Raw genomic sequence first — 15,647 nt, forward strand, 5'->3', positions numbered from 1 at the left:
ATAATAATTTTTTAAATATTATTAATATTCTAATGATTAATATAATTTGTTATTATAATAAATATATAGGGAAGTTATCTTTTTAAATTTGAGTTAAAGCCACATCCAGATAATTTCTTCCAATAACCCAGTTTACGGTTACCCGATACCATCCCTTGCTTACTGCAGTGGTGGCATTATTTAAACGATAATTTACAGTGGAATTAACAAATTTAGTCCCTTCAGAATAAGTTATATTCATGCCCACAATATTATTGGCAGTATTGAGATTAGTACCCTGGGGGATATAGATATCCATGGTCCTTCTGGAACCGGGTCCATTGGAGTAAACTATATCTGCTGCACTGGAAATACTCTCCACTGCGGTTTTTGCATCAGAGACCATGGATACATCCATACTAGCATCAATAGAATTTCCAATTAAGGGAATGGTCACCGTTCCTAAAATAATTAAAATAATCAAAACAAGCAGTAAATACTCCACTGAAAGCTGTCCTCTCTTGTCCATTCTTATCATGAAATTCCCCTAATTTATATTTTATAAATATAATTATATCCCCTCTAATATAAATATTGATGCATGTACATCACCATTTAAACTAGGTAAAACTCTGTATGAGTCTAAGAACTATAAAGGCCAGGTCCCCCAGAATCAGGGATATTAAAAGACCGATTAAAATGGCCGGTGCAAAGGGTACTCCCCTTTTTACCCGGAAACTATCTTCAATTTTTCCTTCATCCCTTAATTTCATTAAAAGCTTAATATTATCCGGGGTAAGACCAGCTGCCAGGGTACCTATAATCAATTTACCCTCAGGCATACTCATCCCGGTTAAATCACCTTTTTTGGCTGAAGATTTAATTTTACTTAAAACCCCCTCCTCATCAAAATAGTATTCGCCTTCCCTTTCATATAAACTATATGCAGAGATCATACCCTCTTTTAAACCCTTGATTTTTAAATCATCCTGAAGAGCTTCCTTATTAACCGAGGTTAATAATTTCTTGATGATGCCAATAAGGGTGAGAACTAAAAATAAAATAATTATTCCAGTGAGAGTTAGTTCCCAGTTATCATATAAGGCATATGCCATGGTTAAAATGATAACCGTGGCCTTTACATAATCTGGTAGTTTAGATATCACCAGAACCAGGACCAGGATAATAATAAGTGAAAGTAGAATAAACTGGAAAGGTATAAAAGGTAAAAGCAAGAGGGATAGGGTGGCAGCAGAGGTAATTATCAGGGTGCGCAGCAGGGTTTCTTTATAATCCTTTAACGGTGAAATCAGTTCCTGGAGTACCTGTGGTTTTTCCCGGTAACCTATATAGAACACAAATAAGAGTAAAAAAGGCAGAGTGGATAGTATACTATTTACAATCACAGTTAACGGGAAGGGGTAAGTTGCCACAAGAGGTAGATTAAATCCAAACATAGTATAATTTACAATAAAAGGTTGGAAAGGTAGAAGAGCAGCTAAAGCCGTGAATAATTTAACATCTCCTCCTGCCCAGGCACCTAATCTCCAGAAAAGGTATCCTAAACCAAAGATAAATGCAGTGAAAATTACACCATAAATTATGAAAATATAAAAACCAGTTAAAATGGAAAATATTCCGTTAAGGAGAAGTCCCAATCCAATTAAGGGGAAGGTGAGTTTGTTGGAAATCACTCCCTCCTTTATATCAGAGTAAGATGCATACAGGCAGGCTAAAATAGCAATTATGGTACATAATAGAGGAATATTGTAGATCATTAATATCACACTTTATAATTATATTTATCATAAAAATTGCAGGGAAAAACCCCTGCCTGAAATGATGAATTATTTTTTCTTATGGTCCAGGGTGGCCTGCATAAAGGATACAAATAGAGGGTGGGCCCGGTTGGGACGTGATTTAAATTCAGGATGGAACTGGCAGCCTAAAAACCAGGGATGGTCTTTTAGTTCTATTATCTCCACTAAAAAGTCATCCGGAGAAGTACCTGAAATAATAAGTCCCTCTTCTTTTAACTGGTCCCGGAATTCATTATTAAGTTCAAAACGGTGCCGGTGCCTTTCCTGGACTATGTCCTGCTGGTAAGCCTGGTGGGCCAGGGTACCATTTGCCAGTTTGCAATCATAGGATCCCAGGCGCATGGTACCCCCCATGTGCTTGATTTTTTTCTGTTCTTCCATCATATCAATTACCGGGAAGGGTGAATCTTCCAGAAATTCCGTACTGTGAGCTTCTTCTAGACCCTGCATCCGGGCAAACTCTATAACCATACACTGCATACCCAGACAAATACCAAAAAGAGGTAATTGATTTTCCAGGCAATAGCCTACCGCTTCCAGCTTTCCAGAAATTCCCCTTTCTCCAAAGCCTCCTGGTATGAGGATGGAGTCCAGTTGTTTAAGTTTTGCTAAGTCAATTGTTTCTTCAGCACTAATCCATTGAATGTCAACTTTAGCCCCTATGTGGGCTGCAGCGTGTTTAAGGGATTCACGTATGGAAATATAGGAGTCTTCTAATTCGATGTATTTTCCCACTATTCCTACCTTTAATACTGGTTCTTCTTTTTGCAGGGATTTAACAATATCTCTCCACTGGGAAAGATCATGGCTATCTTCTCCCACCCCTAACTTAATTCTTTCAATAACGTATTTACCCACATTTTCCCGATCCATTACCAGAGGTACCTCGTAGATAGAGGGTACATCCGGAGCATTGATAACTGCTGTGGGTTCCACATCACAAAAATGAGCTATCTTCCTTTTTAAGGGATTATCTATTGGTTTTTCACTCCGGCAAATAATCATGTCCGGGTTAATACCTGTGCTGCGTAGTTCCTTGGTGGAATGCTGGGTGGGCTTGGTTTTAAATTCTCCTGCAGCTTTTAAGTAGGGAACATAGGTTACATGGACAAACATGACATTGTCATGACCTTCTTCATTACGCAGTTGCCTTAGTGCTTCTAAAAAGGGTTGGCTTTCAATATCACCTACGGTACCTCCCACTTCTACTAACACCACATCGGCCTGGCTCTGGGTGTCGATTTTACGAATCATTTGTTTGATTTCATCGGTGATATGCGGTATAATCTGCACACAGGATCCCAGATAAGAACCCTTTCTCTCCTTATTTATTACGGAATGATATACCTTTCCAGTGGTTATATTGGATTCTCCGGAAAGATTAACATCCAGGAATCGTTCGTAGTGTCCTAAATCCAGATCAGTTTCCATTCCATCATCAGTCACAAATACTTCTCCGTGTTGATAAGGATTAAGAGTCCCTGAATCCCAATTTAAATAAGGATCAATTTTAATTGCCGTTACTTCCAATCCATAAGATCTTAAAATTCTCCCAATAGATGCAGCAGTAATTCCTTTTCCAATTGAACTTACCACACCACCGGTTACCACGATATATTTAGCCAGATGAATCAACTCCTCACTTTACCATTAGAAAAATATTGTTATACTTGAATAAAAATTATGAAAATAGTTATGAGTATTAATTTTTTAGTTATATTATCAACCCTTTAGTTACAGGAAAAAAGGATTTAATAAAATATTTAAGAATTTTAGAGTAATTAAGTTTTTTTATAGTCTGCTCCTTACAAAGACATCAGTTTATGGATTAACTGATAGGCATAATCCAGTTGTAGAGACCCGGATTTAGCTGAAAATTCATCATATTTAGATACCCCATCCCCCTTATTCAAAGAAGAATAAATAGCACAGGGAATTGGATCCATGGTATGGGTTTTAATGGGAATAGGGGTGGCGTGATCAGGTAAAAGAGCCAGGGCAAAGTCCTCATAAGAAGGTAGATTATCCAGTAAAGGCCCTAAGATTTTAGCATCTATTTGTTCTATGGCCTTTATTTTTTCGGTGATATCACCAGCATGTCCTGCTTCATCAGGAGCTTCCACATGTATAAAAAGCAGGTCATGATCTTTTAAAGCTTCCACTCCATATTCACCCTTAGCCTTATAATCGGTGTCAAAGTATCCTGTGGCCCCTGGTACATTAATATTATTCAATCCCAGATAAACTCCCAGTCCTTTAATTAAATCCACTCCAGTTATGGTAGAGCCTTTAAGCCCATATTTATCTTTAAATGATTCCATATGTGGTTTTCCACCCTGACCCCATAACCAGATCATGTTGGCTGGTTTTTTACCCTGTTTAATACGTTCCTCATTAACAGGATGGTTCTCTAGAACCTTTTTAGAATCCAGAATTAAATTATTTAATGTATGGGCCGGGGGATTATCCTCAGGAATCAAATAATCCTTAATAGGGCTACCTACAATATCATGGGGAGGAGTGGTTTTAAAAGAGCCGGAAATCTTTTCATCATATAAAAATAAATGACGGTAACTGATACCTGCATGAAACTTTCCTGTATTTAATTCTTTATTTAAGGTTTTAATCAGGATTTCTGCTTCTAAGCTGGATATGTGCCCGGCATTAAAATCTTCCAGAATCCCTTTATTTTCCGTAATTAAGTTACATCTAAAGGCAATTTTATTACCAATATCCACCCCCATACTGGCAGCTTCCAGTGGTCCCCGACCAGTATAATATTTTTGGGGATTATAACCCATGATAGAAAGGTTGGCCACATCTGATCCTGGTGGCATACCCTGTGGTATGGTTTTAATCAGCCCATTTATTCCCTGGTGGGCTACTTCATCCATATGGGGTTTGTGGGATACTTGTAAAGGGGTTTGATTATTAAGTTCTTGTAGAGGGTAATCCGCCATTCCATCCCCAATTAAAACTACGTACTTCATTTAAATCTCCATTAATATATCTATCTAATTTATATTCTTCTAATTAAAACAAGATTAAAAAAGTTCCCAGAAAAAAAATATCTATCATTTAACTAAGTTTTTTTCCAGATATTAACCAGGTCACTTAAAATAGCAGAAGCAGTTTCCAGTGATCCTGCTCCCAGGCCTACCACCGTGACTTCATCAGCCAGATCTGTTTTCAAGGTAGCCATATTCAGGGTGCCGTCCACCGCATAGGGTGAGTCCTCTTTAACCAATCGCGGGGATACCGAAAGAGAATAAGGAGATACTTCTGCAATTAATTTGATTAAATAACCATCTTTTTTAGCCAAAGCTATGGCTTCAGAGGTTATGTGAGAAATACCCTCCACCTTCACATCTTCCAGAGTGAAATCCGTTCCTAAAATAGAATTAGCAAGTATAACCGTCTTACAAGCAGCATCAGTTCCTTCCACATCTTGAGTAGGGTCTGTTTCGGCAATTCCCAGGGCTTGTGCTTCCTGTAAGGTATGTTCATAGGAAGAACCCTCCCGGGTCATACGGGAGAGTATGAAGTTGGTGGTTCCATTTAAAATACCCAGAATAGATTCAATCTCACAGCCAGGTAAGGTGTCATGGGCAAAGTTAATTATGGGCATGGCCCCTCCTACTGATGCTTCATATTTAAATTGAACATTATTTTCCCGGGCCAAGCTCATGAGTTCCTTATAAAATAATGCCAGGGGTCCTTTATTAGAAGTAACCACATGCTTTCTATCTTCTAGAGCTTTTATTATTAAGGATTTAGCTGGCTCGGCATCTTCGATATTGGTAGGAGTTACCTCCAGGAGTACATCGTAGTCCACCATATCCATGGTTTTGGAATTTTTCAAGTCAGGGATTCCAAATTCAGGGTATTTGCAAACCTTTCCAGTCAGAGCTTTAGTTTCTAATAGTAAATCCACATCCAGACCTTCGGAGGATATTGCTGAACCAGAAGTATCAGTTACAGCCACTAACTTCAAGTCCAGGCCATATTTATCATTTAAATAATCATTTTTCATGGATATGACCCGGGCTACTCCCTGGCCAACTGCTCCAAATCCCATTAAACATATACGCATAAAAAATCACACCTGATAAAAAAATTATATTTGTTCAAAAAAAACCTGACTCCAATAACCGATAATAATATTTCTAAATTAAACCTCGTTGATAACCTTGAAATCTTTAATATCTGCTATTTCCTCTATTTTATCTATGAATATGTCCCGGTTTCCATATTCAGCTTCTACCACAATTTTAGCAGAGGAATCCTGATTATTTTCCGATAATTTTAATTCCAGATCTGCCACCCGTACTCCTTCTAAGGAGTTTATATTATCCATGGTGTCCTTAACATCTCGATCCACAATATTTCCAATTAAGAGGGTGGTTATTTTTTCTTTTAAAACTATACCATCCACGGCCATTACCTGGATGTTAAGTTCTTCTAATTTCTTTAAGACCACATCCAGAGTATTTTGATCCCCTTCAATAGTTATTTGAACTGGAACCATCCCTTTATCTGTTTTTATATCTCTCTGGTGAATAACAGTTACAATATTCGCACCTAAAGTTCCAATGGGACCTAAGACTCCCACCAGCTGCCCGGGGACATCCTGCAATTCCAGCACCAAATTTGTTCGCATCATATCTCCTCATAAATATTAAATAAAAATAGAATTATTTAACCCATTTACTCTTCTCAGCAATGATATTTCCGGCTTCATCCACCTTAGCATTGCGCAGTATTTTTTCAGGATTTTTTTCATAGGCAATATCCTGCCGGGTGAGGTTAAGGTTGTCCACAATGTAGTGGGTTTCTTCCAGTTCAGGTATATTCTCCAGTGTACGGGAAAATTCTTCCAGGATCTTTTCTGCTTCTTTTTCGATTTTCATGTTTTCCCTCCCAAATATATATGGATAAGATGTATTTTTAAAATCTATTAATCAATAATAAACATGCTTCTTTACTTTACTATGGGATATTATAATTAATAAACCCCTATAATTCTAAATAATCATTATATATTTTTTTTAATTAAAAAAACATTAGGATCATGATATTAATCTTGATTTTTCCTCATTTTAAATTTATGCCCTGATTTAAAAGATCCCTGGTTTAAAATATGTATTTTTTTTAAGTCCAGCCTAACACAAACACAACAAATCCACTAAAAACCCCTCAACATAACCCCAACCAACACCACTAAAAGCCCCTTAAATCTTTCAAAAAGGATTCTTCATCAAAATTTTTAAGTACTTTTTTAATAAGTATTTTATGAATCCCTGATCCATATTGAGCTGCTTTTTTGGGGCGTAAAGCAATAAAGTCCGGCATCCCACAATCCTGGGCTACCTCCCGGAGGATGTGCTTTCTTAAAGGATCATTTTCATCCTGGATTTTATAGTCCACAGGTGTATCCAGGGCCACTTTTATAACTTCCCTATCCAGATAGGGAACCCTAAGCTCCACACCATGGGCCATGGTAACTGCATCATCCCTTTGCAGGTTAACCTTATATATGTTCTCTATATCATGCTTTAAAACTTCCTGAACATAATCTTTCCCTGAGGCATAGTCCTTCAAATAACGATGGTAACCCCCCAGGAGTTCATCCGCACCCTGACCAGTTAATACCACTTTAAGGCCATCACCAGATGCTAAAGAAGATGCCAAATATAAAGGCATACCTACTCCTATTTTCATTACATTAAATTCTTCTATGGCATTTATGACCGGTTCTAAAGTGGATTTAACCACATCTTCATCCACCACATAGGTTTTTAGTTCCAAATCCAGAAATTCAGCTGCCTGGCAGGCATAATCCATGTCCGGTGAATTTTCGGTTCCCACCGTATACAGTGTAGTTTCCACCCTCAATTTTTTTAATAGTAGTGCCAGGAGGGTGCTATCCACCCCACCAGAAAAAACCAGCCCCGCCTTTTCAAGGCCTCTGGTTCTTTTTTCCACTGCATTTATCAGGGATTTTAAAAGCTCTTTTTTTAAGATTTCTTTACTGGGAGGCTGATTTAAAGCAATTAGATTGTCCTTAAATGGTTTTTGTAGTTGAAATATTTTTTTATTAGAGATTACATGTCCGGGTAAAAGTGCATGCACTTCTTTTATTCCTATTTTCCATAGGGCTTTACGTTCTGAGGCAAAAGCCCAATATTTAGATGGTATTTCTCCATAGTAGAGTGGTTTTACCCCTACCGGATCCCGGGCCACTACCAGTTCATCTCCCTTTATTAGGGCAAATGCATAATCCCCATCTAATTCATCCATGGTTCTTTTAAGTGATAAGACCAGATCATCTTCCTGGAATTTCTGGACGAGTTTTAATATCACTTCACAGTCTGAATCGGTTTTAAGTTCCAGATTAAAACATGATTCCAGTTCTTGATAATTGTAGATTTCACCATTACACACAAGTACCATGTCTTTATCCACCAGGGGCTGAGTTGATTCATGACCCACTATGGATAATAGGTGGTGACCCACACCGCGATTTGCTCCCGGTATATTGATTTGACATATGTCTCCTTTTAGGAGGTTCCCCTCAATCCAGTATCCAGAATCATCTATTCCACGATGTTTTAAGGTATCCAGCATCCTTTTAAGAGGGATGGATATATCCTGACCGGTGATTCCTGCTATAGCACACATTTTATCCTTTTTTTTAATCTTAAAAAATAGATTGAAAAAGTAGAGGTAATAAATCAAAAAATAAGTTATAAAATTAATTTAATTTTTCAAAGTAAGTATTCAACTACATTTTGCATCAGATCCCAAACAAGCAGTGCAGTCTGCAGGTATTTTATCTTTTTCTTTATGGATCTGGCATAGAACATCCTCGGTTTTAATCATCTTACATATTTTGCAGGTCCTGGGAATGATATCCTGTTGGGTGGCTGTTTCTTCCTTTAAGTCATGGGCAAATTCTTTAATCATGGCCATAATATGGTCATTGAATTTAATACCATGACCTCGCTTATCACTAATATACTGAGAAACAGCAGGCTGAGTAATATCCAGTAATTTAGAAATTTCTTTCTGTTTCATACCCAGTTTAAGTAACTCTTTAGCAAGTTCAGATCTTATGGTGGGAATGACATACCATACCACCATTTCACAGGGGGGTTTCACATTTATCACTTTAATTTTTAATGTAATTTTTTATAATTTATTTAATTACTTAAATACCTTCACCTTCAGAAAATATTTCCCCAGTTTCTGATTGGCGGGTTAAAATAATCCTACAGGTTCTTTGAATAACCTCGGTGGATGTTGATCTACCTTCCTTAAGTTCTAAAGCAAATTTTTTGATCAAATCCATGGTCTGGTCATTGAATTTAATACCATGACCTCGCTTATCACTAATATACTGAGAAACAGCAGGCTGAGTAATGTTAAGTATCTTGGAAATCTCTTTCTGTTTCATGCCCAGTTTAAGTAACTCTTTAGCAAGTTCAGATCTGATTCCCGGTATGAGATTTACCTGTGAGGTTTCAAATGTTATATCCAATTTTATCACATATTAAATTTTATTATATAACACTTGTAATTAATGTCATATAATAAAATTGTGTTGAGTGTTTATATATATAGTTATATGCCTCCCCCTTCTGAAAATATTTCTTCCAGATTAGTTTTTTTGCTGATAAATTTATTGTCCTTCATTATTTCAGAACTTATTCCCAATTTCTGTATGTTATTTTCCATCTCTTCTTGTCGTTTTAAAATGAAATCAATAACTTCTGCCACAGGATCCGGAAGGGTTCCATGTTCCAGGTCAATAGCACATTTTCGCATTTCCTGAACCACTTTTCCTGGGATACCTACACATGTAGCACCATCTGGAATTGAATTCAAAACAACAGATCCTGCTCCTACTTTAGAACAACTCCCAATGGTAATGTTTCCAATAATCTTTGCACCTGAACCAATTACCACTCCGTCCTTTATGGTAGGATGTCTTTTTTTCCTCTCTAAGCTGGTGCCTCCCAGTACCACACCCTGATAAATTAAGACGTCACTGCCTACTTCTGCAGTTTCACCAATAACCACACCCATACCGTGATCAATAAATATTCGGCGGCCCAGGGTGGCTCCGGGATGAATTTCTATACCAGTTAAAAAACGGGATATGGCGGAGGTAAATCTTCCTAAAAATAATAATTTATGGTTCCAGAACCATTGGGATAGACCATGGAACCATATTGCCCATAATCCCGGATAACAGAAAAATATTTCCAGGGTGCTCCTGGCAGCAGGATCCCTCATACGAACCATATTCATATCCTCTCTTATCCGGTCAAACATTTTACCACCTAATTAATATTTTTATATTCTAATGAGGGAACATGGCCTGGTCATAGGATTTGTATAGTTCATCAAATACCCATTCAGTACTCAGGTAACGTTCTCCAGTATCAGGAAGTACAGCTACGATTAATTTGCCTTCATTTTCTTCCCTTTTAGCCAGTTCTAGAGCGGCCCATGTAGCGGCACCACAGGATATTCCTCCGAATATTCCTTCTTTTCGAGCTAATTTTAACATAGTTGCAGCTGCATCTTCATCTTTTACTGTTATGATTTCATCTATTAAATCTGTTCTTAAAATATCAGGTACGAATCCAGCCCCAATACCCTGAATTTTATGAGGTCCTTTTTCACCTTTAGATAAGACTGGAGAAGCTTTTGGTTCTACTGCTACCGCTTTAAATCCTGGTTTTCTATCTTTAAATACTTCTGCTATGCCAGTTATAGTTCCTCCGGTACCTACACCGGCTACGATCATGTCTGCTTTTCCTTCTGTATCTCTCCAGATTTCCTCGGCAGTGGTTTCTCTATGGATTTTGGGGTTGGCTGGATTTTTGAATTGTTGAGGCATGACTGCGTTGGGTATTTCCTGAGCTAGTTGCTCAGCTTTAGCAATTGCACCACCCATACCTTCTGCTCCGGGAGTTAAAACTATTTCTGCTCCAAAAACTGCCAGAAGTTTTCTTCGCTCTAGGGACATGGTATCAGGCATGGTTAATATCAATCTATATCCTTTGGCTGCAGCAACGAAGCCTAAGGCTATACCAGTGTTCCCACTGGTTGGTTCAATCAGGACGGAATCCTCTTTAATCAGTCCTTGTTCTTCACCGTACTCTACCATTGCCACTCCAATTCTGTCTTTTACACTGCTAACAGGATTAAAAGCTTCTATTTTAACTACTACATCGGCTTTTAGTCCTTTAGTAATATTATTCAACCTAACCAAAGGAGTATTTCCAATGGTTTCGGTTATGTCATTTGCAATTCCTCTTTTAAGTTGGGGTAATTTAACCATTTGATTCACCATTTTTTCTATAAAAACCACTATATAACCATTGTTATATAACAATTGTTATAATTTATCTCATATTCACTTATAAAGTTTTCTATTCTTTAAAGCAAAATATCTGCTTAAATAATAATTTAGAATTAATATTATTTGTTTTTTGCTTTAATTTAATCTCTGCCACCTTAATACATATTCTTGCACCTGATCAAATACCGTGGTAACAGCAATTACCACCAGTGATACCACAATCATACCGGCTAAAACTGCACCGTAATTGGCAAATTGGCCTTGGGACTGGAGATACCATCCTAAACCAGAGCTGGAACCAATGATCTCCGCAACCATCAAGGTTATAAAGGATATTATCAGTCCTATTAGTGCTCCCTGGAATATTGATGGTGCAGCCCCAGGTAACAGTACCTTCCATAGGATGGTCCTATCTGATAATCCCAGTGTCCGGGCTGAATTAATCAAACGGTGGTCAATATTAAACACCCCTCCTACCACTCCCACCAAAATAGGCCAGAATGCTCCGATAAAAATAACAAATACCGAAGAAACAAAAAAGCTGGGTAGAAGAGCTATAGCATAGGGGATATAAACTGTGGGAGGAATAGGTCCCATAGCTTTAGCCGTAGGATATGCAACATTATATAATCTCTTTTTCCATCCTATGATTAAACCCAGAGGTATGGCAGTAACAATAGCCAGCAAATATCCAGTAATAAGTAAAAATAGTGAACTGAATATTCCGGTAATAATCACTTCATAATCCTGGGCATATACCGAGAACACTTTCTCCGAGGATGGTAAAAGGTTGGGGTCGATTATGGAAAACCAGCTTACTATTTCCCACACTGCCAGTATAAGTCCTACCAGCAAAAATATATCATTTACTTTATCATATTTAGTACTGCTTCTGAAAAGCTCTAGGGCAAATAATGCCAGGATTATAATTATTAATCCTGTAAATAATATTCTACCTTCTTCAAACTCCGCCCCAGATGGTTTAATCCAAGTAAAGGCTAAAAGAGCCAGAAAAATAAGAATTACGGCAATAGACTGTAAATTGAATTTAATTCTTAAACTTCCTGATCTACTTTCTTTTTTAAAAATCAAGCCAGATCCCTCATGTGTTTTTCCTGTTCAGATAGCGCATCCAGCATTTCTTCATTTAATATGGATAAAAGATCAGATCTTAGCCTAATATATTCCGCACACTTTACCAGATTACTCCTGCATCGGGGTCTTTCAAATTCAACATCAATTATATCCTTTATTTTCCCGGGGGAGGGAGTTAAAATCACGATCTTATCGGATAGTAATATGGCTTCGTCCACATCATGAGTAACATACAAAGTTGTCTCCCGGGAATGGCCTCTGCTCCACAGATAAAGCAATAAATCTTGCATATGAATACGGTTTAGTGCATCCAGAGCACCAAATGGTTCATCCATTAAAAATATTTTAGGATCTGTGGCGAACATGCGAGCAATAGCTAATCTTTGGCGCATGCCTCCGGATAAGGTATTTGGAAATTTATCCGAAAAATTGGATAGTCCTACTATATCAAGGTATTTTTTAGCCTTGGCAGACATTTCTCCTTTACTGGAATTTTCATTAGTATGTTCAATGGCAAAATATAGATTTTCATAAGAAGTCATCCAGGGAAATAAAGAATAGTCCTGAAAAACAATACCTAAATCCGGACCTGGCCCCTGGACTTTTTTACCTCCTACCCGGACTTCACCCTGACTAGGTTTTTTAAGTCCAGCTATAATATCTATGAGAGTGCTTTTTCCACATCCACTAGGCCCGATAATAGACACAAATTCACCATCTTGCAGATGCAGATTAATATTTTCCAGGACGAAAAAACTTCGGTCATCTACTTCGTAATGCATGGAAACATTTTCAATCTCTATTTTAGTCATTTTTATCACTTAAAAGAAAATAAAGGGGATATTCCCCTTATTTATTCATTCAATTTGGCGTATTGTTCTAAGAGTTGTTGGTATATCTGATTATTCGGATTTTCCTGGGCTAATTGATCCAAGGCGTCCTTATAAATGGTGGTATCGATTGAATTTTCCAGAGCAGTTGGATCCTTAATCTCATCATATCCTAAAATTTCCAATAGCTCCCAGTATTCCAAAGTACCTTTTTTATTAGGGTCCGGTGACAATGACAAGTTTTCATCATATAGAGCTTGTTTTAAAGCTTCAGGATCCATTTTTACATATTTTCCCACGGCTTGTACACTACCATCTGGGTTATTCTGGTAATAATCATAGGCTTTTATTAAGGCCCTTTCAAATCTTACCCATTTATCCCGATCCTCTTCCACCTTACTAGAGGTGGTAACTATTCTGCAGCAGGGGTGATCTGGTTCATACTCATTGGAAGACTTTACAATATATAATCCCTGTTCTTCAGCAGTAAACTGAAATGGAGGCCATACTAATCCAATTGGTGCTTTACCACTTTTAACTGCCTGAACAACATCTGCAGCAGTTTTAAATTCTACAAAATTTATTTTTTCAAGATCAACTCCGTCTTTTTTAAGGGCACCCTTAATGACCACATCGGGAGTGGACATCTTAACTGTTGCCACAGTTTTACCTTCATATTCCTTAGGGTTATTTCTCAATTCTTCAGCTAGTTCAGGACTATTAGCAATAGATGCGGAACCTCCTCCCATTGCTCCTCCAATAATATACAGATCCTTACCATTATTGATGAAACTCAATGGCTCTCCTACTCCCCCTGCTTCAACATCCAGTTTATCAGCTAAAAGTGCATTTATTTCATCAGGACCTGTTTGAAATTCATTTAGTTCAACTTGCAGCCCTTCTTCTTCAAAAAATCCTTGTTCATAGGCGATGAAATAAAGAGCATGACCAGTGGAAGGTAAATAACCCACTCTTAGAGTATCATCAGCACTGGAAGTACCTGTATTCAATATTATACCAATACTAAGGCCAATTATCAGAATTAATCCAATAAATAACCCTATTTTTTTATTTACCATGGAAATTATCCTCTTTTTAAGTTTATATTTTATTTTCTGTAATTAATTAATTGAATAATGATTCATATAGATTAAATATTTATTTAGATTTTTATAATACGTTTTTTTAATTATTACACATTTATTAATCCTCCTTTTTTATTTTAAATACGTGATTGCCAATCATTTGTAATCATAACAGCTTTTAAGTTATATCAATGCCCATTTAAACAAGTTTAAATTATAACAGCTGTTAAGTGAGGTATTGTTATTTTCCCATTCGTTTATTACATTTAAAAAAATTAAATTTAATTTAAAATCACTTACAGCAATCATCGGATGTATTGTTATGATCTAATAATTCATCCTTTTTCACTGATTGATTTTCAGGTACTATACAACATTCATTGGAAGTGTTTATAGATAAAGAATCATTACAGCACTCATTCAAGTTTTCAAGACTACCACTCTCGGAATAAGATATCACCGCGCCAATAGAGATTAATACTATTAATGCTGCAACGAAAAATCCGATTTTTTTATTTAACATTTTATCCCATCAAATTTTTTAATACTATTTATACACCGCTTCCATCATCCTGAATACCTTGCGAAGAGGTCTTCTGGTGGAGCAAAATCCTGCTTACCCAGGTGGATCCCCAGTTATTTAAGTCATCTGCATCAAAGGGTTTTGGTATAAATTTTTTTTGATTATTGATAACTTTTCGCGCCAATTCACGATAAACTTCCGCCTGTTCAGAATCAGGATCACCCTCTATGGTGGTTTTTCCTTCTAGTTCACATTTGGTTACAGTAGGTGAACGTGGAACATATTGGATAACTTCCGAGTCTGTTTTATGAGAAAAATCTTCAATCATTTCTTTTTCTGCCAGACTTTTTATCGAGTTTCCTATAATGCCCCCCAGGAGGCCACCACCACTTCCAGAATATTTCAATATTCCCTTAAAAAGATTGTTTACAGCATATATAGCCATATAATCAGATGAAGTCACGGTATATATCTGTTCTGCCAGACCCTGACGAATAGGAATAGCAAATCCACCACATACCACATCTCCCAGAACATCATAGATAACTATATCTGGATCATAATCATCGATAATGCCGTTATTATCTAAAAGTTCTATGGCGGCAATAATACCTCTTCCTGCACAACCCACCCCGGGTTCAGGGCCACCAGCTTCAACACAAAGTATACCATTGTAGCCTTCATGAATGACCTTTTCAAAATCATTGGATTCGCTTCTAAGGGTGTCCATAACTGTGGGTATAGGTTTACCTCCCCTTAATGAGTTAGTTGAATCATTCTTGGGATCACATCCCACTTGCATTACACTATACCCTATGTCTGATAAAGCCGCAGAAAGGTTAGAGGTGGTGGTGGACTTACCAATTCCTCCTTTTCCATAAATGGCGATTTGCTTTCTTTTACTCATTAACATTCCTCATATAATTACATAATCTAATTTTT

17 protein-coding genes are annotated in these 15,647 nt (G+C 37.1%); all 17 read right to left on the bottom strand.

Annotated elements, in window-relative coordinates; all coding sequences use genetic code 11:
- Positions 1-82: 82 nt before the first annotated feature.
- A complete protein-coding gene (locus HYG87_RS01260) occupies positions 83-517 on the bottom strand; it encodes a class III signal peptide-containing protein (RefSeq protein ID WP_211533431.1) in 435 nt (144 codons plus the stop codon).
- 82 nt (positions 518-599) lie between these two features.
- Positions 600-1,757, bottom strand: coding sequence for an A24 family peptidase C-terminal domain-containing protein (locus HYG87_RS01265; RefSeq protein ID WP_211533432.1), 1,158 nt, complete (start codon positions 1,755-1,757; stop codon positions 600-602).
- A 69-nt stretch (positions 1,758-1,826) separates the two neighbouring features.
- Complete coding sequence (gene pyrG, locus HYG87_RS01270; RefSeq protein ID WP_320055113.1) at positions 1,827-3,434, bottom strand: glutamine hydrolyzing CTP synthase; 1,608 nt, start codon at positions 3,432-3,434, stop codon at positions 1,827-1,829.
- A 170-nt stretch (positions 3,435-3,604) separates the two neighbouring features.
- Positions 3,605-4,789 (bottom strand): cofactor-independent phosphoglycerate mutase, encoded by a 1,185-nt coding sequence (locus tag HYG87_RS01275; RefSeq protein WP_211533433.1) that lies wholly within the window; start codon positions 4,787-4,789, stop codon positions 3,605-3,607.
- Positions 4,790-4,881: 92 nt separating this feature from the next.
- The gene (locus tag HYG87_RS01280) at positions 4,882-5,892 is read right to left on the bottom strand and encodes a homoserine dehydrogenase (RefSeq protein WP_211533434.1); all 1,011 of its coding nucleotides are present in this window, start codon (positions 5,890-5,892) and stop codon (positions 4,882-4,884) included.
- 78 nt (positions 5,893-5,970) lie between these two features.
- Entirely contained in the window at positions 5,971-6,459 is a 489-nt protein-coding gene (locus HYG87_RS01285; RefSeq protein ID WP_211533435.1) for an ACT domain-containing protein, read from the bottom strand.
- A 34-nt stretch (positions 6,460-6,493) separates the two neighbouring features.
- Positions 6,494-6,709 (bottom strand): Asp-tRNA(Asn) amidotransferase subunit GatC, encoded by a 216-nt coding sequence (gatC, locus tag HYG87_RS01290; RefSeq protein ID WP_211533436.1) that lies wholly within the window; start codon positions 6,707-6,709, stop codon positions 6,494-6,496.
- Positions 6,710-7,019: 310 nt separating this feature from the next.
- Positions 7,020-8,480: an asparagine synthase (glutamine-hydrolyzing) gene (gene asnB / locus HYG87_RS01295; RefSeq protein WP_211533437.1), complete on the bottom strand. Its 1,461-nt coding sequence runs from the start codon at positions 8,478-8,480 to the stop codon at positions 7,020-7,022.
- A gap of 99 nt (positions 8,481-8,579) precedes the next feature.
- Entirely contained in the window at positions 8,580-8,960 is a 381-nt protein-coding gene (locus HYG87_RS01300; RefSeq protein WP_211533438.1) for a transcriptional regulator, read from the bottom strand.
- 49 nt (positions 8,961-9,009) lie between these two features.
- Complete coding sequence (locus HYG87_RS01305) at positions 9,010-9,339, bottom strand: transcriptional regulator (RefSeq protein WP_249164867.1); 330 nt, start codon at positions 9,337-9,339, stop codon at positions 9,010-9,012.
- An 83-nt stretch (positions 9,340-9,422) separates the two neighbouring features.
- The gene (gene cysE, locus HYG87_RS01310) at positions 9,423-10,136 is read right to left on the bottom strand and encodes a serine O-acetyltransferase (RefSeq protein WP_211533439.1); all 714 of its coding nucleotides are present in this window, start codon (positions 10,134-10,136) and stop codon (positions 9,423-9,425) included.
- Positions 10,137-10,164: 28 nt separating this feature from the next.
- On the bottom strand, positions 10,165-11,151 hold the full coding sequence (gene cysK, locus HYG87_RS01315; protein WP_211533440.1) for a cysteine synthase A: 987 nt from the start codon (positions 11,149-11,151) through the stop codon (positions 10,165-10,167).
- A 156-nt stretch (positions 11,152-11,307) separates the two neighbouring features.
- Positions 11,308-12,264: an ABC transporter permease gene (locus HYG87_RS01320; RefSeq protein ID WP_211533441.1), complete on the bottom strand. Its 957-nt coding sequence runs from the start codon at positions 12,262-12,264 to the stop codon at positions 11,308-11,310.
- Positions 12,261-13,079: an ABC transporter ATP-binding protein gene (locus HYG87_RS01325; protein WP_211533442.1), complete on the bottom strand. Its 819-nt coding sequence runs from the start codon at positions 13,077-13,079 to the stop codon at positions 12,261-12,263. The genes HYG87_RS01320 and HYG87_RS01325 overlap by 4 nt, the downstream gene beginning before the upstream one ends.
- 41 nt (positions 13,080-13,120) lie before the next feature.
- On the bottom strand, positions 13,121-14,176 hold the full coding sequence (locus tag HYG87_RS01330) for an ABC transporter substrate-binding protein (RefSeq protein ID WP_211533443.1): 1,056 nt from the start codon (positions 14,174-14,176) through the stop codon (positions 13,121-13,123).
- A 298-nt stretch (positions 14,177-14,474) separates the two neighbouring features.
- Positions 14,475-14,642, bottom strand: coding sequence for a hypothetical protein (locus HYG87_RS01335; protein WP_211533444.1), 168 nt, complete (start codon positions 14,640-14,642; stop codon positions 14,475-14,477).
- A gap of 91 nt (positions 14,643-14,733) precedes the next feature.
- Positions 14,734-15,612 carry a nucleotide-binding protein gene (locus HYG87_RS01340; protein ID WP_211533445.1) on the bottom strand — a complete coding sequence of 293 codons (879 nt, stop codon included), beginning with the start codon at positions 15,610-15,612 and terminating at the stop codon, positions 14,734-14,736.
- Between the last annotated feature and the right edge of the window lie 35 nt (positions 15,613-15,647).

Source organism: Methanobacterium alkalithermotolerans (assembly GCF_018141185.1).
In the GTDB taxonomy this organism is placed as follows: Archaea; Methanobacteriota; Methanobacteria; order Methanobacteriales; family Methanobacteriaceae; genus Methanobacterium_F; species Methanobacterium_F alkalithermotolerans.